The sequence below is a fragment of the Enterobacter chuandaensis genome (assembly GCF_039718975.1).
In the GTDB taxonomy this organism is placed as follows: domain Bacteria; phylum Pseudomonadota; class Gammaproteobacteria; order Enterobacterales; family Enterobacteriaceae; genus Enterobacter; species Enterobacter chuandaensis.
Map to the genome: position 1 here is coordinate 712,947 of NZ_CP097173.1, position 20,659 is coordinate 733,605.

Sequence of the window (20,659 nt, forward strand, 5' to 3'; positions counted from 1 at the left end):
TTTTCACCAAACGGACCAGAAAGATTATCTCCACGGCAGCGGAATAACACAAATATCAAACGCGCGGGCGTTTGCGGTACAGCCATAGCCCGGGGATAGACAGCCCGATAGAGAGCGCGCCGACGATGGACGACGCCTTAAGAAAGTTGCTCAGAAGAAGGATCATCTGCGGCTCGGTGTAGCCAAAATGGCTGATTTTTACCGCAGAAATCATCGCCGTATATGCCGATATGCCGGGGAACATCGGGATCACGGCGGCGACGGTGAACACTTTCGGATGCGCCAGATACCAGCGCGACCACTGAATACCGATGCTGCCGACCAGCATTGAGGCGATAAACGTCGACCATTCGATATTAAAGCCCGCCGTCATCATCACCATTCGCGAGCCATGCCCAATCGCGCCCAACAGCGCACACCACGGCAGTGCGCGTTGCGGAACGTTAAATACCATCGCAAAGCCGACGGCAGGAATGGCGGCCAGAAGCATGTCCTGCAATAGCGCCAGCAGAAAATCTATTATGCCCATCCGCGTAACCCCCAGAGCGTCATCGCCATCACCACGCCGATGCAGGTCGCCAGCGTCAGCAGGCTGGCGATCGCCCAGCGCGCCAGGCCGGTATTGATGTGCCCTTTAAACATGTCTGCGACGGCGTTAATCAGCGGGAATCCCGGCACCAGCAGAAGCACGCTGGCGGCCATGGCAATCGTCGGGGTTGCGGCAAACTGCGGCAGACGCAGTAGCAGGCCAGAAACCGTGGTGGCAACGAACGCGGTGATGCAGAAGTTAATTTGCGGATGCAGCTGCCGGTGCGTCAGCAACTGGCGAACATACATGGCAATGCTGCTGGCAAAAAAGGTGACGAGCGCACCGTCCCACCCGCCTTTATTGAGCTTGCAAAAACAGGCGCATGACAGCCCCACCATGAGCACGACCAGCCATCGCGGATAACGTAAAGGTTTGATCTGGTTAAATCGTTTTTCAATCTCATGGAGATCGAGAAGCTTATGCTCAGCAAGAATGACGATGTGCTGCACTTCGGTCACCACGTGCATGTTAATGCCGCGGTCGTGGTTTTTACGGGTCGAGGTCAGACACTGACCGTCTTTAATGGTGGTCAGTACGATGGCGTTGGATGAGATAGCGCTTTCAACGCTGTCCATACCCAGCGCCAGCCCCAGCCGGGTTGAAAGCTCCTCGACCAGCGCGCTTTCGGCGCCGTGCTGGAGCAGAAAAAGACCGCACTGAATACAGAGCCGCGTAATAGCGCGCTGCGTTGACCTGTCTGCCTGCATGTTGTGTCCTGAAGTGAAGGTAGATAGTTGCCGGTTGGCCCGTAATGCCTACTTTTAGCACAAAGTGCAGTGGCTCTTGCTGGGGGGCAGATCAAGGTTTGTGCAAACAGTTATCCACCCATATTGTGAAAGATGTCCTGTTTGAATTTATCAATACAGTGAATTATTAACAGGAAAATATAAAATATTTGTATTTAGTTATTCTAATTTTATTTTGTCGTTATTTTAATGGGTTCAGAATTAAATTTATTTGTGTTTTGTGAGATATTAGCGCTGGTTTAGGCATTTCTTAAACTAAGAACATATCTCATCTTCTGCTTGTATTAATTAGTTTTACACTCAGGGACGAAAATACTTATACATTGATGCGTTTTAACGTTACTCATCAAATGAAAAATGGACACGGAGGGTCTATGTTGTCATTGCATGGTAAACATGGCGTTGTCATTAGCCGGATACCCGTCATGCAGAACGGGTTAGGGGGCGTAATGGCACGACATTTCCCCGATTTTGAATTGACGTATTGCCGCTCGTTGCAGGAGCTAACCCTGCTTCAGTTACGCCGCGCAGACGTAATTATCGCTGATGTTTCAGGCGAATACAGGAACCCGCGGGGCACGCTCGAAGAGTATTACCGCTTATTGAACCAGTACCGGGACATTCACTGGATCTTTTTGGTCTCCCGGCCGTTTTATCCTATCGCCGTTGAGCTGCTTATGCGGCCGGAAAGCACGTTGCTTTCTGATATGGAACCTATTGAAGGTGTGGTCAACGCTATTCGTGCAGGTAGCGAGCGTGCAGAGCGGATAAGCCAGACGTTATTAACTCCGGAACCTCAGGATGTTGAGGATGACGAAGAGCAGTTTATTGCCCTTACGCACTCTGAGCGCAAGGTGCTTCGTCTGTTGGGCAAAGGCTGGGGTATTAACCAAATCGCCACATTGCTGAAAAAGAGCAATAAAACGATCAGTGCGCAGAAAAACAGTGCGATGCGACGGCTGTCATTACGGAGTAATGCCGATATGTATGCCTGGATCAACAGTACACAGGGAATGAGAGAGCTGAGTTTAATGTCAGCCTATGGAGAGTTCGAGGAATGGAAAAAACCGATTCAACAAGACATGTCGCCATCATCGAAAATTGCACGATGAGTGCGGTCGGGCTGCAGCATCTTTTTACGCAGTCCGAACTCAGCCATTACCAGCTGCACCTGTTCAATGATTTTAATGGCTTTAAGAAGGCGCTACATCACGTTAACTTTTTCTCGCTGATCTATTCGCTTTCCGATGCGCGAGAAGAACGTCGTAACTGCCTGGCGCATCTGCGGGATCTCGCATTTACGCATAGCTATATTCAACGCATTATCCTGGTCGCGGATGAGATGGAGGCGCGGTTGATTAGCCATCTTTCGCCTTCACGTCTTCACGGCGTCGTCAGTAAGTCGTTAACGCTTGAGCACCTGCAGAAGGAGCTTGGGGTGTTGTTAAGTGAAACACTGCGCATTAACGACAATATGCTGAACCACTGGTACTGCAGTCAGAACCGAATGTTAAGCCCAACGGAAAGGGCTATTTTGCGTTATATGTCATGCGGGTATTCCATCCCCGAAATCGCGACGCAGCTTGAACGCAATATTAAGACTATCCGTGCCCATAAGTTTAATGCGATGGTGAAATTGGGCGTAAATTCTGACGTAGGGCTGCTTGATGCGGCGGATATTCTTATGCACCTCCCGGTGAGAGAACCGCGAGCAGCGGGTCCAGGCAAACCGACGTTTTTATAACCTGCATTTTGCGCGCCAGATACGTTCTGGCGCACCAGTCAGATACAAACATCAACCCATTTTGCGGATGTCAGCTCTGCCATTCTGTCTGGAGAAATACGCACGGCACTGTGGATTGCGCCTGCCGCAGGAAGCACTTCTGCATACTGTTTTAAAGAGATATCGCAGTAAACTGACAGCGGGTTTTCCAGCCCGAACAGGCAGACGCCACCAACGGGATGACCGGTAACGGTGACCACTTCATCACTGCTGAGCATGCGGGCTTTAGCGCCAAACGTATCTTTCAGCTTTTTGTTATCGAGACGCGCATCACCCTTCGCTACGACCAGAATCACCTCATTTTTAACCTTTAATGATAAGGTTTTGGCAATTTGTCCCGGCTCCACGCGGTGGGCGGCTGCAGCCAGCGCAACGGTCGCGGTACTCTGGCTAAGTTCTATAACCTCTATCTCCGGCGCGTTGTCGGCAAAAAACTGCTGTACAGACTGCAAACTCATTGTTTCCTCCTGACAAATATCCTGCGTAATCTGTCATAAGAATTTATGCTCTGTAAATATCTCTTAAGTAACAAATATCCAGGATGGCTGATTTCTGGATCCTCTTCACAATCACGGAAACCGGTTACAGTAACCGGTTGCAGAGCGTGATGCGTAGATTAATACTGAGTATGTAACGTCCCCTGTATCCAATAATAAGAGCCAATTATGAAATCATTCTGTCTGAGCAGTACCGCTGGAACGCAAGCCAGCAAGGTTGTGAAGCTGATTTATGGAACAACGTGCGGCGCGTGTGCGCCGGTAATAAACGTCTGACAGGAGAGCAACCATGTCTGCCAACCATGCTGCGTTTAATCTGATATTCCGTTTCGTTGAAAATTACGTGAGCCCTATTGCCGGGCGGATCTCGTCCCAACGTCATGTGATGGCTATTCGTGATGGGTTTATCTCCGCGATGCCGTTCATGATTGTGGGTTCATTTTTATTAGTGTTTGCCTACCCACCGTTTTCGCCTGATACCACCTGGGGCTTCGCGCGCGCCTGGCTGGATATGGCGAAACAATTTGAAGGCCAGATCCTGACGCCGTTTGATATGACCATGGGCATTATGTCCATTTATATCTGCGCGGCCATCGCCTATAACCTTGGCAAACATTATGTCAAAACGCACCAGCTGGATCCGTTCATGTGCGCCATGCTGTCGTTAATGGCGTTTCTGCTGGTTGCAGCCCCTAAAACCAAAGGGACGCTGCCTGTCGATAGCCTTGGCGGGACCGGTATTTTTACCGCGATTCTGGTGGCGATTTACTGCGTTGAGATGATGCGTTTCCTTAAGGCGCATAATATTGGTATTCGCCTGCCGGACCAGGTGCCACCGATGATCAAAAACTCCTTTGACCTGCTGATCCCAGTGCTGGTGGTGGTGTTAACGCTCTATCCGTTGAGCCTGTTTATTCAGTCTCAGTTTGGCATGCTGATCCCCCAGGCGATTATGTCGATCTTCAAGCCTCTGGTTTCGGCGGCAGACTCGCTGCCTGCGATTCTGCTGGCAGTGCTGATTGGCCACCTGCTGTGGTTCGCCGGGATCCACGGTGCGGCTATTGTCTCCGGGATGCTGCAGATGTTCTGGCTGACTAACCTCGGTGCTAACCAGACTGCGTTGGCCGCCGGTCAGCCTCTGCCACATATTTTTATGGAAGCCTTCTGGACATTCTTCATCGTCATTGGCGGGTCGGGCGCGACGATGGGGCTGGTGATTTGCTATCTGCGCAGTCGCTCAGCGCATTTACGCTCTATCGGCAGATTGAGCGTGGTACCGAGCTTCTTCAACATCAACGAACCCGTTATCTTCGGTACGCCGATTGTGATGAATCCGGTGTTCTTTATTCCGTTCCTGCTGGCCCCGATGGTCAACGCCGTGCTGGCCTGGGCGGCGATGACGTTTGATCTGATTGGCCGCGTTATCTCAGTGGTTCCCTGGACGGCACCGGCGCCGATAGGCGCAGCATGGGCTCTGGGCTGGGATTTCCGCGCGGCTATTCTGGTTGTGGTTCTGGCCTGCGTATCGGCAATTATCTACTTCCCGTTCTTTAAAGTGTACGAGAAGCAGCTGCTGGAGCAGGAAGCGGCAGAAGCGCAGCGTAATGCGGAAGAGGACAATCAGCAGGTGGCCTAGGTAAAAGCAAAACGGCAACTTTCAGGTTGCCGTTTTTAGTGTTTGTTCCCTCTCCATTAAGGGAGAGGGTCAGGGTGAGGGCATCAGGCCGGGCCCGACTACTTCAGCGTGCAATCCCCGCACTGCTTAACGTCCGGCAGGCGATAGCGCTGACAGCAGGTGCGACGCACCAGAAGCCCGTCCCGGAGCACAACGGTGCGGAATAACGGGTTATCGCGGCCATCGGAAAGCTGTCTGGCAAAGAAGCAGGACTGACGCAGAGCCTCCACTTTCTCATCGCCGAGCAGCGGTTTCATTTCCGTTAAATACCAGTGAATTAAATACCCGGTATTACTCCAGATAAGCTTCCCGTTAATCTCTCCCGTCGCTTCAAGAGCATCCACCACCGGAATCAGTGCCTGTGTGATAAGTTGCTCTAAACGCTCCTGTGCAGAGAGCGCCTCGGCACCGCGCTCTTCGTGCAGATCGATCCAGAAACAGGCTGCTCGCCCGGTTTCGTGGAACTCGACATGGAAATGCTCTGGGGAGAGCGCCAGCATGCTCTTTTGGGTTAATACCGCCAGCATGAGCGGAGGAACCATCAGTCCGATATACCATTGCGCCCAGAGCGAGAGCAGAGGTTTATTTTCCCGCGTAAGCGTTGGCTGATTGCGATAAATGTGATCGGAATAGGTGGCAAGCAGTGACTGCAGTTTAGACGGCTGCTGCCACTCAGCGAGCGTCATGGCGTGATGCGGAGGCGCTTCATCAAGCCTGATAAAGTCCAGCAGGTGGGCACGCGTCTTAGCAATCTTATCCCGTATGGCATCCGCAAGCGACGCATTCCCGCTGGTGAGAGGTGCTCGCCAGAGGAGTGGTTCAACGATGTGTGCGGTTTGCGTTGCCATAGTTGAGATAGGAATCTAAATGATAATGATTGCCAATCCTAACTATTGCTCATACCAATGGCAAGACTTTTGTCCAGATTAACGGCACGCGTGCTTAAGCGGTTTGCAGTTCTTCACTCAACAGTATGTTATTGCGCCCCAGGTGCTTTGCTTCGTAAAGGGCTTTGTCCGCTTTTTCCAGCGCACCTTCTACATCTTCGTTCTCGAAAATAGCAATACCGATGCTGATAGTGACATTGGTCGCCACGCTTTCGTTGAACAGGTGAGGGATTTTTAAATCGTATACTTTCTGACGGATCCGCTCTGCCGTCAGCCGGGCGTGTTCAAGTGAAATATTTGTCAGCAGCACCATAAACTCTTCCCCGCCAAAACGCGCCACAATATCCCGAGAACGGACGGCATCACGAATGGCTGCAGAAACGCGTTTCAATGCCTGATCGCCCATCATATGGCCGTAGTGGTCGTTATAGGCTTTGAAGTGGTCGATATCCATCAACAGAACAAAATGTTCGCCGTTTTCAACCGCCGGCAGATTCTCCAGACGGCTTTGCAGGCCGCGACGATTATAAAGCCCGGTTAGCGGATCCATCATGCTGAGATCGGTGAGGGTTTCCCGTTCTTCCAGCAGACGGGAGAGCAACTCCTGGGCGAAGCGATCGTTGCGCCTTTGCAAAATGTTATGAATGGCAACTGCCACCACAGGAAGTGCGAAGTAATAGGTCATTCTCAGCCATATATCTGGGTTACTTAACCACAGGCAGACAATAAAGGCGGGGAGCGAGTGGAGCGTAAATGCTTTGATATTACTGGCGAATGCCAGCGTTCCGATAAAAAGCACCGTTAATAGCGCGATGATCAAATACGTCGCATGGTCGTGAGTAATTAGCGAAAATTTTGAGTCAATTTGCCAGGCCCATAAAATACCGAATATCCCTGAAACGACAGGAATATTTATCTTTCGCGCGCGCTTTCTCCAGTGCCAGACGAACAGGCCAGTACTGATGGCGAAAATAGCCATCAGAGGAACAGAAAACACGCGTGTTGAATAGAGCGGGTTTGTTACCGAGAACACGGCGGAAGTTGCGTTCAGAAATAAAAATAAACGTAACGATAATTGATATTTTCTTTGAACCAAAGACCGCCAGGAGTGTGATGTCATAGTCGTGCGTTTTTATTAAATTTTAATTAAAACAGATAAATAGGTGTTGTTTCGCAATAAGTTATGCAAAAAACTCAAAGAATAATTATAAGAAAAGCTTTATGTGAAGTTAACAGGTGAGCAATTTATCACCTTAGGCAATTCCTGTCATTCTACATAAAGGTAAAGGGCGATCTTTTTTGATTCATCGCGCTGACAGATGATAATTTTTATCATATGATATTGTTTATCATTATCGTTATGAAAGGGCGATGCATGTTGAACAGGGCGCTGGGAAGTGCATGGGGAGTATTGCTGCCGGGCGTAATCCTTGGCGGTTTGATGTTTGCCGATCTCACTATCGAAAGCTGGAAGGCCATCATTGTGTCAGGATTGCTGATGACGTCAGGCATGATCTGGCATAAGCAACTACGTCACTATGTGTTACTGCCATCATGTGTCGCATTGATCAGTGCAATTCTGGTGATAACGATGAGTGTCAAATAACCGGGAAAACAGGAGGTACTGCAGAAGGGAGATAAGATAATTGGTGCGAGGGGGGGGACTCGAACCCCCACATCCGTAAGGACACTAACACCTGAAGCTAGCGCGTCTACCAATTCCGCCACCTTCGCACAGTCATCTTACTATTTTGATATCGCCTCGTTGGTGCGAGGGGGGGGACTCGAACCCCCACATCCGTAAGGACACTAACACCTGAAGCTAGCGCGTCTACCAATTCCGCCACCTTCGCCCAGTGCGAGCAATATCAACGTGATTTATGGTGCGAGGGGGGGGACTCGAACCCCCACATCCGTAAGGACACTAACACCTGAAGCTAGCGCGTCTACCAATTCCGCCACCTTCGCATACCATCGATACTGTAAAAGTATCGTAACCACGGAGGCGCATTCTAGATGTTTTCAGCATTACGTCAACAGAAAAGTGCGCGCCTTTTATTGATTGCTGCAAAAATGGCCGGAATTGAGACACCTGCTTGCCGGATGGCGCTGGCGCTTATCCGGCCTGGATTGCATGGCGAATTATTTCTTTGCCTGACGCGTCATCACGGTGCGGTAGACCTTAAAGCGACCGGTCTGGGCGATCACCTCGTGGAAGCCGAAGGTTTCGTCCAGCACTTTCGGGTACGCCAGGAAGGCGTTCGCGACGATGCGAAGCTCGCCGCCGCTGTTGAGGTGGCGAGTCGCGCCGCGGATCAGGGTTTGCGCAGCTTCGAGGCTGGTTTCCATCCCGTCGTGGAACGGCGGATTGGAGATAATCATGTCAAAGCGGCCGGTGACGTCAGAGAAGACGTTACTGGCAATCACGTCGCCTTCAATGCCGTTGGCCGCAAGCGTTGCGCGGCTGGCTTCTACCGCCGGGGCGCTGACGTCACACAGGGTTAAACGCACTTTTGGAGAATGGCTGGCAAGTACCGTTGAAAGCACGCCTGCTCCGCAGCCGACGTCCAGCACCTTGCCCTTGGTGTGCGGCGTCAGGGTGGAGAGCAGCAGCTTGCTTCCCGTATCCAGCGCGTCACGGCTGAACACGCCCGGCAGGGTTTTGATGGTCAGACCGTCAAGCTGGTACTCGTCCCAGTAGGTCTGTGCATCAAAGGTTGTCTGTTTTTCCAGACGTCCATGATAAAGGCCACAGCGGCGGGCGCTGTCGACTTTATTCAACGGCGCGTAGCCTTCCAGCATCTGTTCAGCGCTGCGCACGCCGCTGCGGTTTTCACCGACCACGAAAATATCACAGCCGACCGGCAGCAGGGAGAGCAGGTTCATCAGCTGGAACTGGGCTTCCGGCTTGTTCTTCGGCCAGTAGTAAATCAGCGTATCGCAGTCGGCGATATCGCTCTGCTCTGCCACCAGGCTGAAGCGCGCGCGCGCGCCCATCTGGCGGCTCAGCACCTGCCAGTGGTGGTAGTATTGGGTGTGGGCACGGCTTTCAGCACAGTCGAAACGCGCGGGCAGGTCATCCTGCATATCTCCGGCAAACAGAATACGGCTTTCTTCGAAATCATCACTGTGACGCAGCAAGACTTCACTTGCCGGGGTAAATGCAGACATGAATTGTTCCTCAATAAACTCAGGCGGGGATTATAGTAGGTAGATGGCGCACTTTCGACACATTTGCTATATTTGCGCGCCTGAGAGACAGGAGTTATCCCTATGACATCCCGACGAGACTGGCAGTTGCAGCAACTGGGCATCACCCAGTGGGCCTTGCGTCGCCCGACGGCGTTGCAGGGCGAGATCGCCATCTCCATCCCTGCGCACGTTCGGCTGGTGATGGTGGCGGAAGAACTGCCTGCCCTGAATGAACCCCTTATCGGCGATGTCCTTCGCAGCCTGAAGCTGACGGCCGACGAGGTTTTACAGCTGACGCCGGAACGCGTCGCGATGCTCCCTCCCGAAAGCCGCTGTAACAGCTGGCGCATCGGGGAGATAAACGACATGCCTCTCCAGGGGAGCCAGATCTGCTCGCCAGCGCTGGACGAACTGAAAGCCAATCCAAAGGCGCGCAGCGCGCTATGGCAACAAATCTGCGAATATGAACACGATTTCTTCCCTCACGACGCCTGATCTGACCGCAGCGTTCGCGATCGAAACACGCGCCCACGCCTTTCCGTGGAGCGAAAAAACGTTTGCCAGCAATCAGGGCGAGCGGTATTTGAACTACCGTCTGGACGTTGACGGCACCCTGGCCGCGTTCGCCATTACGCAGGTGGTTCTTGACGAGGCGACGCTGTTTAACATCGCCGTGGATCCTGCGTATCAGCGTCGCGGGCTGGGAAGGGAACTGCTCGAGCACCTCATCCGCGAGCTTGAAACCCGTGACGTTTTCACCCTGTGGCTGGAAGTGCGCGCGTCGAATGTCGCCGCCATCGCGCTCTATGAAAGCTTAGGCTTTAACGAGGCGACAGTCCGCCGTAACTACTACCCCACCGCAGAGGGACGTGAAGACGCCATCATAATGGCTCTGCCAATTGGATAACGAAAATAAGGTTGTAACGATGAAATGGGACTGGATTTTCTTTGATGCCGACGAAACGCTGTTTACGTTTGACTCATTCGGCGGCCTACAGCGGATGTTTCTCGACTATAGCGTGACCTTCACCGCTGAAGATTTTCAGGACTATCAGGCGGTGAACAAGCCGCTGTGGGTGGATTACCAGAACGGTGCCATCACTGCGTTACAGCTTCAGCATCAGCGGTTTGACGTCTGGGCGGAGCGCTTAAACGTGAGCCCAGGCTTGCTAAACGAGGCTTTTCTGAATGCGATGGCGGATATTTGCGCCCCGCTGCCGGGCGCGGTCTCGCTGCTGAACGCGCTCAAAGGTAAGGTGAAGCTTGGGATCATTACCAACGGCTTTACCGCGCTGCAGCAAATCCGCCTGGAGCGCACCGGCCTGCGCGATTATTTCAACGCGCTGGTGATCTCCGAAGAGGTGGGCGTACCGAAGCCTGACCCGCGTATTTTCGACTATGCGCTGGCGCAGGCCGGAAATCCCGACCGCGATCGCGTCCTGATGGTGGGGGATACCGCAGAGTCTGATATTCTTGGCGGTATAAGGTCAGGTTTGTCGACCGTCTGGCTAAATGCGCATGGCCGCGTACTGCCGGAAGGCATTGAGCCGACCTGGACCGTCACGTCATTGACCGAACTGGAGCAACTCCTGTGTAAACAATGATTGCCTGCCCCCCGTTGATGGGTAAAATAGCCGCAATTTTGTATTCCATGATGCGTGGCGTGCTGCCGCGCTTATAAAAGAAGATTTAATTATGACGTTGTCTCCTTATCTGCAAGAGGTGGCCAAGCGCCGTACTTTTGCCATTATCTCGCACCCGGATGCCGGTAAAACGACCATCACCGAGAAGGTGTTGCTGTTCGGACAGGCGATCCAGACTGCGGGTACCGTTAAAGGCCGTGGCTCCAGCCAGCATGCAAAATCTGACTGGATGGAGATGGAAAAGCAGCGTGGTATTTCGATTACCACCTCCGTGATGCAGTTCCCGTATCACGACTGCCTGGTGAACCTGCTGGACACCCCGGGCCACGAAGACTTCTCCGAAGATACCTACCGTACCCTGACGGCAGTGGACTGCTGTCTGATGGTGATCGACGCCGCGAAAGGTGTAGAAGACCGGACCCGCAAGCTGATGGAAGTTACCCGCCTGCGCGATACGCCGATCCTCACCTTTATGAACAAACTCGACCGTGACATCCGCGACCCGATGGAGCTGATGGATGAAGTGGAAAACGAGCTGAAGATCGCCTGTGCGCCAATCACCTGGCCAATCGGCTGCGGTAAGCTGTTCAAAGGGGTTTATCACCTTTATAAAGACGAAACTTACCTGTACCAGACCGGTAAAGGTCACACCATTCAGGAAGTGCGCATTGTGAAAGGTCTGGACAACCCGGATCTCGATGCCGCCGTTGGCGAAGAGCTGGCCGCGCAGCTGCGCGACGAGCTGGAGCTGGTGAAGGGCGCGTCTCACGAGTTCGACAAAGAGCTGTTCCTGAGCGGTGAAATCACTCCGGTCTTCTTCGGTACCGCGCTGGGTAACTTCGGCGTTGACCACATGCTGGACGGTCTGGTGGAGTGGGCGCCGCGCCCGATGCCGCGTAAAACCGACACCCGTGAAGTGGAAGCGCAGGAAGAGAAATTCACCGGCTTCGTGTTCAAAATTCAGGCCAACATGGACCCGAAACACCGCGACCGCGTGGCTTTCATGCGCGTGGTTTCCGGTAAATATGAAAAGGGCATGAAGCTGCGCCAGGTGCGTATCGGTAAAGACGTGGTGATTTCCGACGCGTTGACCTTTATGGCGGGCGATCGCTCCCATGTAGAAGAAGCGTATCCGGGCGACATCATCGGTCTGCATAACCACGGTACAATCCAGATCGGCGATACCTTCACCCAGGGCGAGATGATGAAGTTCACCGGTATTCCGAACTTCGCACCGGAACTGTTCCGTCGCATTCGTCTGCGCGATCCGCTGAAGCAGAAACAGCTGCTGAAAGGCCTGGTTCAGCTCTCCGAAGAGGGTGCCGTGCAGGTGTTCCGCCCAATCGCCAACAACGATCTGATCGTTGGTGCGGTCGGTGTGCTGCAGTTCGACGTGGTCGTTGCGCGTCTGAAGAGCGAATACAACGTTGAAGCGATTTACGAGTCAGTGAACGTGGCGACGGCGCGCTGGGTTGAGTGTTCTGACGTGAAGAAATTCGAAGAATTTAAGCGTAAGAACGAAATTCAGCTGGCGCTGGATGGCGGCGACAACCTGACCTATATTGCCCCAACGATGGTAAACCTGAACCTGACGCAGGAACGTTATCCAGACGTTCAGTTCCGCAAAACGCGCGAACACTAATCCCGTCCCAGAGCACGGCAATCGCCGTGCTCTTCTTTTATTCCTGTCTTATTAGTCCCTTGCGGAATGTTCTTAATTCACCGCAATTTCACGCTATTCGACCGTTTTTTACTCAATTCTGAAAGCGGCATTGTGAGAGTGATCTATATTTAACTCAGTGTTTAGCACCGGGCGTGGATGAATTAACTGTTCAATGCATGTCGATTGGTTCTCCATTTCACCCGTGTGTTTATTCGCAATATATAAAACTACTAAGGAAGTATGTAGCCCGAATAACGGGTAAAACACAGGAATACATCGATGAATATGACAAGACTGAAGATTTCTAAAACTCTGCTGGCTGTAACACTGGGTAGCGTTCTGGTTAGCGGTTCCGCCCTCGCGGAAAGCAGCACCATGGATAAAGCGCAGTCCACGGCCGATACCGCAGGGCAAAAAATCGATAGCTCTATGAATAAAGTCGGTAATTTCATGGACGACAGCTCTATCACAGCAAAAGTGAAAGCCGCACTGGTGGATGATGAAGCCATCAAGAGCACCGACATTTCCGTTAAGACCGATAAGAAAGTGGTCACGCTGAGCGGCTTCGTGGAAAGCCAGGCTCAGGCAGAACAGGCTGTGAAAGTCGCTAAGGGTGTCGAAGGCGTTGCGTCCGTGAGCGATAAGCTGCACGTTCGCGACAGCAAAGACGCCTCGGTGAAAGGTTATGCCGGGGATGCGGCAACCACCAGCGAAATCAAAGCTAAACTGTTAGCAGATGACATCGTACCGTCCCGTAAGGTGAAAGTGGAAACCACCGATGGCGTGGTGCAGCTTTCCGGTACGGTTGATTCACAGGCGCAAAGTGAACGCGCCGAGTCAATTGCGAAAGCGATTGATGGTGTGAAAAGCGTTAAAAACGATCTGAAAACGAAGTAAATCTGGACCATTCGCCCGTAAGGTTTAACCCCTGCTGGCGAAATAAGAACGACTCTGGAAAAACGCCGGTGAGTGACCTGAGCGCTCACGTTTAGCGGCCGACATTAACTATGGTAAAGGAGAAGCTTATGTTTCGTTGGGGCATTATATTTCTGGTTATCGCGTTAATTGCCGCCGCATTGGGCTTTGGTGGACTGGCAGGTACAGCGGCATGGGCAGCTAAAATTGTCTTCGTTGTGGGTATTATTCTGTTCCTGGTCAGCCTGTTTACGGGTCGTAGACGTCCGTAGCAAACGCAATATTCCTTAAACAAAATAAAGCCAGTCACTGCGACTGGCTTTTTCTTATTTGCGTTACAGGTCGGGTGCGTTACTGTGGAGTGATAAAATAATCAAAACAGGAAAGCAGAGGTGGGGCAACGAATTCCCGTTACGCTCGGCAATATTGCGCCGCTGACGTTAAAACCGTTTCGCGCGGGTCAACTCGCACTGGTCTGCGAGGGGGGCGGGCAGCGCGGCATTTTCACCGCCGGCGTGCTGGATGAATTTATGCGCGCGCAGTTCAACCCGTTTGACCTCTACTTTGGCACCTCTGCCGGCGCGCAGAACCTCTCTGCCTATGTCTGTAACCAGCCCGGCTACGCGCGAAAGGTCATTATGCGCTACACCACGGCGAAAGAATTTTTTAATCCGGTGCGCTTTGTGCGCGGCGGGAACCTGATCGATCTCGACTGGCTGCTGGAGTCGACCTCCAGCCAGATGCCGCTGGCCATGGATACCGCTGCCCGGCTGTTTGATGGCGGCAAAGAATTCTGGATGTGCGCCAGCCGGGGGGATGACTATTCGCCGGGGTATTTTTCTCCGCAGAAGGAGAACTGGCTGGATATCATTCGCGCCTCCAGCGCCATTCCCGGTTTTTATCGTACCGGCGCGCTGCTGGACGGCATCAGCTATCTGGACGGGGGCATCAGCGACGCGGTACCGGTGCAGGAAGCCGCGCGACGCGGGGCGAAAACCATCGTGGTGATCCGCACCGTGCCGTCGCAAATGTACTATACGCCGCAGTGGTTTAAACGCATGGAGCGCTGGCTGGGCGACAGCAGCCTGCAGCCGCTGGTGAACATCGCGAAGCAGCATGAAACCACCTACGGCGCGATGCAGCGTTTCATTGAAAAACCGCCGGGTAAGTTACGCATTTTCGAAATCTATCCGCCTAAGCCGCTGGCCAGCATGGCGCTGGGCAGCCGCGTGCCTGCGCTGCGCATGGATTATAAAACGGGGCGATTGTGCGGGCGTTACTTCCTGGCGACGGTCGGAAAAATGCTGGCCGAGCAACCGCCGCTTCATCGGCATAAACGCATTATTATGCCACCCGCGATTGTCGCCAACGACGCCCTGACGATGCCGCTGGTGGATATCCCCCAGGCGAATGATGCTTTACTGGATAACGAGGATCTGGCGTGACGCACAGCTTTGTTGATACCCACTGCCACTTTGATTTCCCGCCGTTTACCGGAGATGAAGCGCAAAGCATTACGAAGGCTGCCGAAGCAGGCGTGCAGGCCATCATTGTGCCGTCCGTTGAAGCGGCCTATTTTTCACGCGTGCTGGATCTTTCCACGCGATACCCCGCGCTTTATGCCGCGCTCGGTCTGCACCCAATAGTGATTGAGCGCCATCGTGATGAGCATCTTGAAGAGCTGGATCGGGTGCTGCAAAGTGCCGGAGAAAAACTTGTCGCCATCGGTGAGATCGGCCTCGATCTTTATCGTGAAGATCCGCAGTTTGAACGCCAGCAGACGATCCTCGACGCGCAGCTTCGGCTGGCGAAGCGTCACGACCTGCCGGTGATCCTCCACTCCCGACGCACCCATGACAAACTGGCGATGCACCTGAAGCGCATTGACCTGCCGCGCAGGGGCGTTGTGCACGGTTTCGCCGGTAGCCTGCAGCAGGCGCAGCGTTTTATTGAGCTGGGATATAAAATTGGCGTCGGTGGCACCATCACCTATCCGCGCGCCAGTAAAACCCGCGATGTGATGGCGCAGCTGCCGTTGTCGGCGCTCCTGCTGGAAACCGACGCGCCGGATATGCCGCTGAATGGTTTTCAGGGCCAGCCGAATCGCCCGGAACAGGCGGCGCGCGTTTTTGATGTGCTGTGCGAACTGCGTCAGGAACCTGAAGAGGTCATTGCCAGTGCGCTGCTGGAAAATACCCGCGCCGTATTTGGCATCACGCTATAGATAAAGCGCAGGGCGGATTACCCTTATCTTCTGTGTTTCCAGCGCCGATGCCAGGGGCTCAATATCCTCCGGCGTGGCGCTGCGCCATGATGCCGCCTCGCCGTAAACTCCGTGAGCATGAAACGCGTTAATACGCACCGGAACATTCCCCAGCCCGTTGATAAACGCGATCAACGGTTTGATATGTTCCAGATAATCACTCAGCTCCGGAATAACCAGCAGGCGGAGCTCCGTCAAACGGTCACGGTCTGCCAGCCAGCGGATGCTCTCTTTAATCTGCGGGTTTTCGCGCCCGGTCAGGAAACGGTGATGTTCATTCCCCCACGCTTTGAGATCCAGCATCGCGCCATCCATTACCGGCAGCAGTTTTTGCCAGCCGGTTTCACTTAGCAGACCGTTGCTGTCGACCAGGCAGGTGAGGTGGCGCAAGGCGGGATCGGCTTTGATCGCGCTGAACAGGGCGATCAAAAACGGCAGTTGGGTTGTGGCTTCGCCGCCGCTCACGGTGATCCCTTCGATAAAGGGGGCGGCTTTTCGGATCTGTGTGAGGATTTCCTCCACGCTCAGGCGGTGCGCCATGGGCGTTGCCTGCTGCTGGCACAGGTGCAGGCAAGTATCGCACTGCTGGCATTCACTCTCCTGCCACCAGACGCGTCCGGCCTGAATGGTCAGCGCGTCGTGCGGGCAGTGGGGCACGCAGTCCCCACAGTCGTTGCAGCGACCGATCGTCCACGGGTTATGGCAGGTTTTACAGCGCAGGTTGCAGCCCTGCAGGAACAGCGCCAGGCGGCTGCCCGGCCCGTCCACGCAGGAAAAAGGAATGACCTGACTAACTAAAGCGCATCTGCTGTTCATGGCTTATCACGCGCGGCTGACGTTCCAGAATGCGCGTATTACGCGCGGCCTCTTCACCCAGCCACGTGGTGTTGGTTCTTGAACCCGCTTCCCGGTATTTCTCCAGATCCGACAAGCGAACCATATAGCCAGTGACGCGGACCAGATCGTTACCCGCCACATTCGCGGTGAACTCACGCATTCCGGCCCTGAATGCCCCCAGGCAAAGCTGAACCACCGCCTGCGGATTGCGTTTTACCGTCTCCTCCAGGGTGAGAATATCGCTGATCCCGGAGTGATAGTGTTTATGGTGCGGCGCTACGGCCAGCAGATGACTGATGGGATCCGGCTCGTCGCCGTAGGGCAGACGCGCGCCCGGCGTGGTGCCCGAGTCGGAGCTGATCCCAGACTGCGCGTGCAGCATCGCGCGTTTTTTCCAGCCGTGTTTTACCGGTGTGTTTTCCACAAACGCCGCCAGCTGCTCGCTGATGCGGTAGCCCAGTGCGTTAGCCCGCTCGTCTTTCCCGTAACGGCCTTCACTGCTCTCCTTTTCACAGAGCGCGTTCACCGCTTCCGCCAGACCGTACATGCCAAACATCGGCACAAACCGATCGGCATCAATCAGCCCCTCTTTCACCAGGAAGCTATTCTCAAAGAAGCCGGATTGCTGATACAGAAAATCACAGCGGGCATTGATGATGGCGATTTGCTGCTGGCAGTAGTGCGGAAGCGTGCGGGTGAAGAAGTCGTCAACCGATGCGCTGTGTTCGGCAATGGCCTTGAGATTAAGGCGCACCAGCGTACTGCCACCGCCCGCCAGCGGCAGAGAGTTGTAACAGCTCACGACGCCATAGCGGCCTTTTGTGAAAATTTTATCATTCACCGGGCCATTAGAAATATGCGGTTTGCTGCATTCGCAGATGTTTTTTGCCACCTCAAGCAGCAAATCGTCCGGGGTGATATCTGGATCGTAGATAAACGTCAGGTTCGGTGCGACCTGCTGCAGTTCTGCATCTGCGCGCAGAATGGCACGGGTGACTGGGCCGTCGGCGGGGCCGATATTGGCGTGCATAAACGCATCGGGCAGCGTTCTGTCGAGATAGCGCCAGAAACGTTTTATTCGGCTATCGATTTCTTCTTGTGTTAGAATTCTAACATACGGCTTCAGTATCGCATCAAGCTGCCCCAGATAGACCGGCATGGATGTGACGGAAGGAACATAGTGATAGAGAATAGTTAACAGCGAGAGGGCGTCATCAAGATCTTTTGCGCCTTCCAGCTCCAGCCATTCCGAACCGTTAGCCAGGAATTTTTCATAATCCGGCAGCACGTAGCGCGGTTTGTAGGGCGCGTGGCCTTCGAACATGTCGCAGATAAACCCCTCGTCCAGCGCGGCGCGGGCCGCCGGAGATAGCGTCGGGTAGGGCAGATAATTTTCCGCTTCCAGCGCCAGAAAATGACGTTTTTGTTCCGGGGTTAACACCGGGCTTGTCACAATGTGCTGGCAACGTTGTTGCAGGGCGTCGGGCATGTTCACTTCCTTGAGGGTCTGCGGATGGTGAGTGAATTGTAGGAAGCCAGCCTGCCGGCGCTTTTGATCCGACAGGGGGTATCGCTGCTTTAGCCAGCAATTCTTGCCCTAAAGTTTGAAGAAGATCTCATTACAGTAATGCAAATTTGTACGAAGTTTTCATTAACTGTGATGAATGTCGAAGTGTGGATGCGGGTGAATGTTAGAATACTCACAGATCCGCAAGGTAAAATTTATACGGCACTGCCGTTGGAGAATGTTATGACCGATTTAACTGCAAGCAGCCTGCGCGCGTTGAAACTGATGGACCTGACCACCCTGAACGATGACGACACCAATGAGAAAGTCATCGCCCTGTGCCATCAGGCGAAAACGCCAGTGGGTAACACCGCCGCCGTCTGTATCTACCCGCGCTTTATCCCGATTGCCCGCAAAACGTTGAAAGAGCAGGGTACGCCGGACGTGCGCATTGCAACCGTCACTAACTTCCCGCACGGCAACGACGATATCGAGATCGCGCTGGCGGAAACCCGTGCGGCCATTGCCTACGGCGCAGACGAAGTTGACGTGGTGTTCCCGTACCGCGCGCTGATCGCGGGCAACGAGCAGGTCGGTTTTGACCTGGTGAAAGCCTGTAAAGACGCGTGTGCGGCGGCAAACGTGCTGCTAAAAGTGATCATCGAAACCGGCGAGCTGAAAGAAGAGGCGCTGATTCGTAAAGCGTCTGAAATCTCCATCAAAGCCGGTGCGGATTTCATCAAAACCTCTACCGGTAAAGTGCCGGTCAACGCTACCCCGGAAAGCGCGCGCATCATGATGGAAGTTATCCGTGATATGGGCGTGTCCAAAACCGTTGGCTTCAAACCTGCTGGCGGCGTGCGTACAGCAGAAGATGCGCAGCAGTTCCTGGCGATTGCCGACAAGCTGTTCGGCGCCGACTGGGCCGATTCCCGCCACTACCGCTTTGGCGCGTCCAGCCTTCTGGCCAGCCTGTTGAAAGCGTTGGGTCACGGCGACGGTAAGAGCGCAAGCAGTTACTGATTGCCAGACAATGCCGGATGACGCTTCGCTTATCCGGCCTACAGGATCGTAGGGCGGGTAAGCGTAGCGCCACCCGCCACAACTCCCCCGATTCCGCATGGAGGTTACCGTGTTTCTCGCACAAGAAATTATTCGTAAAAAACGTGATGGTCATGCATTAAGCGACGAAGAAATTCGCTTTTTCATCAACGGCATTCGTGATAACACCATCTCTGAAGGGCAGATTGCGGCTCTGGCGATGACCATCTTCTTCCACGATATGTCGATGCCTGAGCGCGTGTCGCTGACCATGGCGATGCGAGATTCAGGAACCGTTCTGGACTGGAAAAGCCTCAACCTCAACGGCCCAATCGTTGACAAACACTCCACCGGCGGCGTGGGTGATGTGACTTCACTGATGCTCGGCCCTATGGTGGCAGCCTGCGGCGGTTACATCCCAATGATTTCCGGGCGCGGCCTGGGCCACACCGGTGGTACGCTCGACAAACTGGAAGCCATCCCGGGCTTCGATATCTTCCCGGATGACAACCGCTTCCGCGACATTATTAAAGACGTTGGCGTGGCGATTATCGGCCAGACCAGCTCTCTTGCGCCGGCAGACAAGCGTTTCTACGCGACGCGTGACATTACCGCGACCGTCGATTCCATCCCGCTGATCACCGCGTCGATTCTTGCCAAAAAGCTGGCAGAAGGGCTGGACGCGCTGGTGATGGACGTGAAGGTAGGCAGCGGCGCGTTTATGCCGACCTATGAACTCTCTGAGGCGCTGGCCGAAGCGATCGTTGGCGTCTCCAACGGCGCGGGCGTGCGCACCACCGCGCTGCTGACCGACATGAACCAGGTACTGGCCTCCAGCGCCGGTAACGCCGTTGAAGTCCGCGAAGCCGTGCAGTTCCTCACGGGCGAATACCGTAACCCGCGCCTGTTCGACGTCACCATGGCGCTGTGCGTGGAGATGCTCATCTCCGGCAAGCTCGCCAAAGACGATGCCGACGCCCGCGCGAAGCTGCAGGCGGTACTGGACAACGGCAAAGCGGCGGAGATCTTTGGCCGCATGGTGGCCGCGCAAAAAGGCCCGACCGACTTCGTTGAAAACTACGCGAAATACCTGCCGACCGCGATGCTCAGCAAAGCTGTTTATGCGGATGGCGAAGGTTTTGTCTCGGCAATGGACACCCGCGCGCTCGGCATGGCTGTCGTGTCTATGGGCGGCGGTCGCCGTCAGGCATCGGACACCATTGATTACAGCGTCGGCTTTACCGATATGGCCCGTCTGGGCGACAGCGTTGACGGTCAGCGTCCGCTGGCGGTGATCCACGCCAAAGACGAAGCCAGCTGGCAGGATGCGGCGAAAGCGGTGAAGGCGGCAATATCTCTTGACGATAAAGCACCGGAAACCACACCGACGGTCTATCGTCGTATCACCGAATAGCGGTATA

22 protein-coding genes and 3 tRNA genes are annotated in these 20,659 nt (G+C 54.1%); 14 read left to right on the top strand and 11 right to left on the bottom strand.

The window, feature by feature from the left end; genetic code table 11:
* Positions 1 to 55: 55 nt before the first annotated feature.
* Positions 56 to 529, bottom strand: a complete 474-nt coding sequence (locus tag MX657_RS03535) for a threonine/serine exporter (RefSeq protein WP_080328956.1) — start codon at positions 527 to 529, stop codon at positions 56 to 58.
* Entirely contained in the window at positions 520 to 1,296 is a 777-nt protein-coding gene (locus tag MX657_RS03540; protein WP_218728464.1) for a threonine/serine ThrE exporter family protein, read from the bottom strand. Before MX657_RS03540 ends, MX657_RS03535 begins: the two co-directional genes overlap by 10 nt.
* 413 nt (positions 1,297 to 1,709) lie before the next feature.
* On the opposite strand from MX657_RS03540, the gene MX657_RS03545 reads away from it, so the two are divergent.
* Positions 1,710 to 2,447, top strand: a complete 738-nt coding sequence (locus MX657_RS03545; RefSeq protein WP_080328958.1) for a helix-turn-helix transcriptional regulator — start codon at positions 1,710 to 1,712, stop codon at positions 2,445 to 2,447.
* Complete coding sequence (gene bglJ / locus MX657_RS03550; protein ID WP_346808526.1) at positions 2,444 to 3,079, top strand: DNA-binding transcriptional activator BglJ; 636 nt, start codon at positions 2,444 to 2,446, stop codon at positions 3,077 to 3,079. Before MX657_RS03545 ends, bglJ begins: the two co-directional genes overlap by 4 nt.
* Before the next feature lie 38 nt (positions 3,080 to 3,117).
* On the opposite strand, the gene MX657_RS03555 is transcribed toward bglJ, so the two are convergent.
* Complete coding sequence (locus tag MX657_RS03555) at positions 3,118 to 3,576, bottom strand: YbaK/EbsC family protein (protein ID WP_346807330.1); 459 nt, start codon at positions 3,574 to 3,576, stop codon at positions 3,118 to 3,120.
* 328 nt (positions 3,577 to 3,904) lie between these two features.
* On the opposite strand from MX657_RS03555, the gene MX657_RS03560 reads away from it, so the two are divergent.
* Positions 3,905 to 5,251 carry a PTS sugar transporter subunit IIC gene (locus tag MX657_RS03560; RefSeq protein WP_080328961.1) on the top strand — a complete coding sequence of 449 codons (1,347 nt, stop codon included), beginning with the start codon at positions 3,905 to 3,907 and terminating at the stop codon, positions 5,249 to 5,251.
* 98 nt (positions 5,252 to 5,349) lie between these two features.
* Here MX657_RS03560 and fhuF read toward each other — a convergent pair whose 3' ends face one another.
* Positions 5,350 to 6,138 carry a siderophore-iron reductase FhuF gene (fhuF, locus tag MX657_RS03565; RefSeq protein ID WP_119916094.1) on the bottom strand — a complete coding sequence of 263 codons (789 nt, stop codon included), beginning with the start codon at positions 6,136 to 6,138 and terminating at the stop codon, positions 5,350 to 5,352.
* A 94-nt stretch (positions 6,139 to 6,232) separates the two neighbouring features.
* Positions 6,233 to 7,297 carry a GGDEF domain-containing protein gene (locus MX657_RS03570; RefSeq protein ID WP_119916093.1) on the bottom strand — a complete coding sequence of 355 codons (1,065 nt, stop codon included), beginning with the start codon at positions 7,295 to 7,297 and terminating at the stop codon, positions 6,233 to 6,235.
* 216 nt (positions 7,298 to 7,513) lie between these two features.
* Here MX657_RS03570 and MX657_RS03575 point away from each other — a divergent pair, with 216 nt between their 5' ends.
* Positions 7,514 to 7,783 carry a DUF1435 domain-containing protein gene (locus MX657_RS03575; RefSeq protein WP_208861684.1) on the top strand — a complete coding sequence of 90 codons (270 nt, stop codon included), beginning with the start codon at positions 7,514 to 7,516 and terminating at the stop codon, positions 7,781 to 7,783.
* A gap of 41 nt (positions 7,784 to 7,824) precedes the next feature.
* Here the strand turns inward: MX657_RS03575 and MX657_RS03580 are convergent.
* The 4 genes from MX657_RS03580 to rsmC all read right to left on the bottom strand — a co-directional run bounded on the left by MX657_RS03580 (position 7,825) and on the right by rsmC (position 9,348).
* Positions 7,825 to 7,911: transfer RNA gene (locus tag MX657_RS03580), tRNA-Leu, on the bottom strand.
* Positions 7,912 to 7,943: 32 nt separating this feature from the next.
* Positions 7,944 to 8,030, bottom strand: a tRNA-Leu gene (locus tag MX657_RS03585).
* A gap of 28 nt (positions 8,031 to 8,058) precedes the next feature.
* Positions 8,059 to 8,145 (bottom strand) — tRNA-Leu (locus MX657_RS03590).
* A gap of 174 nt (positions 8,146 to 8,319) precedes the next feature.
* Positions 8,320 to 9,348 carry a 16S rRNA (guanine(1207)-N(2))-methyltransferase RsmC gene (rsmC, locus tag MX657_RS03595; RefSeq protein ID WP_119916092.1) on the bottom strand — a complete coding sequence of 343 codons (1,029 nt, stop codon included), beginning with the start codon at positions 9,346 to 9,348 and terminating at the stop codon, positions 8,320 to 8,322.
* 102 nt (positions 9,349 to 9,450) lie between these two features.
* On the opposite strand from rsmC, the gene MX657_RS03600 reads away from it, so the two are divergent.
* The 8 genes from MX657_RS03600 to MX657_RS03635 all read left to right on the top strand — a co-directional run bounded on the left by MX657_RS03600 (position 9,451) and on the right by MX657_RS03635 (position 15,814).
* Positions 9,451 to 9,864, top strand: coding sequence for a DNA polymerase III subunit psi (locus MX657_RS03600; protein WP_080328965.1), 414 nt, complete (start codon positions 9,451 to 9,453; stop codon positions 9,862 to 9,864).
* Positions 9,833 to 10,276, top strand: coding sequence for a ribosomal protein S18-alanine N-acetyltransferase (gene rimI / locus MX657_RS03605; RefSeq protein ID WP_217479478.1), 444 nt, complete (start codon positions 9,833 to 9,835; stop codon positions 10,274 to 10,276). Before MX657_RS03600 ends, rimI begins: the two co-directional genes overlap by 32 nt.
* Before the next feature lie 19 nt (positions 10,277 to 10,295).
* Entirely contained in the window at positions 10,296 to 10,973 is a 678-nt protein-coding gene (yjjG, locus tag MX657_RS03610) for a pyrimidine 5'-nucleotidase (RefSeq protein WP_346807333.1), read from the top strand.
* Between the two features lie 91 nt (positions 10,974 to 11,064).
* Positions 11,065 to 12,654 (top strand): peptide chain release factor 3, encoded by a 1,590-nt coding sequence (gene prfC, locus MX657_RS03615; RefSeq protein WP_080328968.1) that lies wholly within the window; start codon positions 11,065 to 11,067, stop codon positions 12,652 to 12,654.
* 300 nt (positions 12,655 to 12,954) lie between these two features.
* Positions 12,955 to 13,572 carry a molecular chaperone OsmY gene (osmY, locus tag MX657_RS03620; protein ID WP_346807336.1) on the top strand — a complete coding sequence of 206 codons (618 nt, stop codon included), beginning with the start codon at positions 12,955 to 12,957 and terminating at the stop codon, positions 13,570 to 13,572.
* A gap of 128 nt (positions 13,573 to 13,700) precedes the next feature.
* Positions 13,701 to 13,862, top strand: coding sequence for a DUF1328 domain-containing protein (locus MX657_RS03625; protein ID WP_003856556.1), 162 nt, complete (start codon positions 13,701 to 13,703; stop codon positions 13,860 to 13,862).
* A 120-nt stretch (positions 13,863 to 13,982) separates the two neighbouring features.
* On the top strand, positions 13,983 to 15,035 hold the full coding sequence (locus MX657_RS03630) for a patatin-like phospholipase family protein (protein ID WP_346807339.1): 1,053 nt from the start codon (positions 13,983 to 13,985) through the stop codon (positions 15,033 to 15,035).
* Entirely contained in the window at positions 15,032 to 15,814 is a 783-nt protein-coding gene (locus tag MX657_RS03635; protein WP_080328971.1) for a TatD family hydrolase, read from the top strand. Before MX657_RS03630 ends, MX657_RS03635 begins: the two co-directional genes overlap by 4 nt.
* On the opposite strand, the gene MX657_RS03640 is transcribed toward MX657_RS03635, so the two are convergent.
* Positions 15,809 to 16,669, bottom strand: coding sequence for a YjjW family glycine radical enzyme activase (locus MX657_RS03640; protein WP_346807342.1), 861 nt, complete (start codon positions 16,667 to 16,669; stop codon positions 15,809 to 15,811). The two genes, MX657_RS03635 and MX657_RS03640, sit on opposite strands and share 6 nt — an antisense overlap.
* The gene (locus MX657_RS03645; RefSeq protein ID WP_346807344.1) at positions 16,644 to 18,179 is read right to left on the bottom strand and encodes a YjjI family glycine radical enzyme; all 1,536 of its coding nucleotides are present in this window, start codon (positions 18,177 to 18,179) and stop codon (positions 16,644 to 16,646) included. Before MX657_RS03645 ends, MX657_RS03640 begins: the two co-directional genes overlap by 26 nt.
* Positions 18,180 to 18,440: 261 nt before the next feature.
* Here MX657_RS03645 and deoC point away from each other — a divergent pair, with 261 nt between their 5' ends.
* Together deoC and deoA are read left to right on the top strand one after the other, a co-directional pair.
* Positions 18,441 to 19,220, top strand: a complete 780-nt coding sequence (gene deoC, locus MX657_RS03650; RefSeq protein ID WP_214595427.1) for a deoxyribose-phosphate aldolase — start codon at positions 18,441 to 18,443, stop codon at positions 19,218 to 19,220.
* A gap of 109 nt (positions 19,221 to 19,329) precedes the next feature.
* Positions 19,330 to 20,652, top strand: coding sequence for a thymidine phosphorylase (gene deoA, locus MX657_RS03655; RefSeq protein ID WP_119916085.1), 1,323 nt, complete (start codon positions 19,330 to 19,332; stop codon positions 20,650 to 20,652).
* Positions 20,653 to 20,659: the final 7 nt, after the last annotated feature.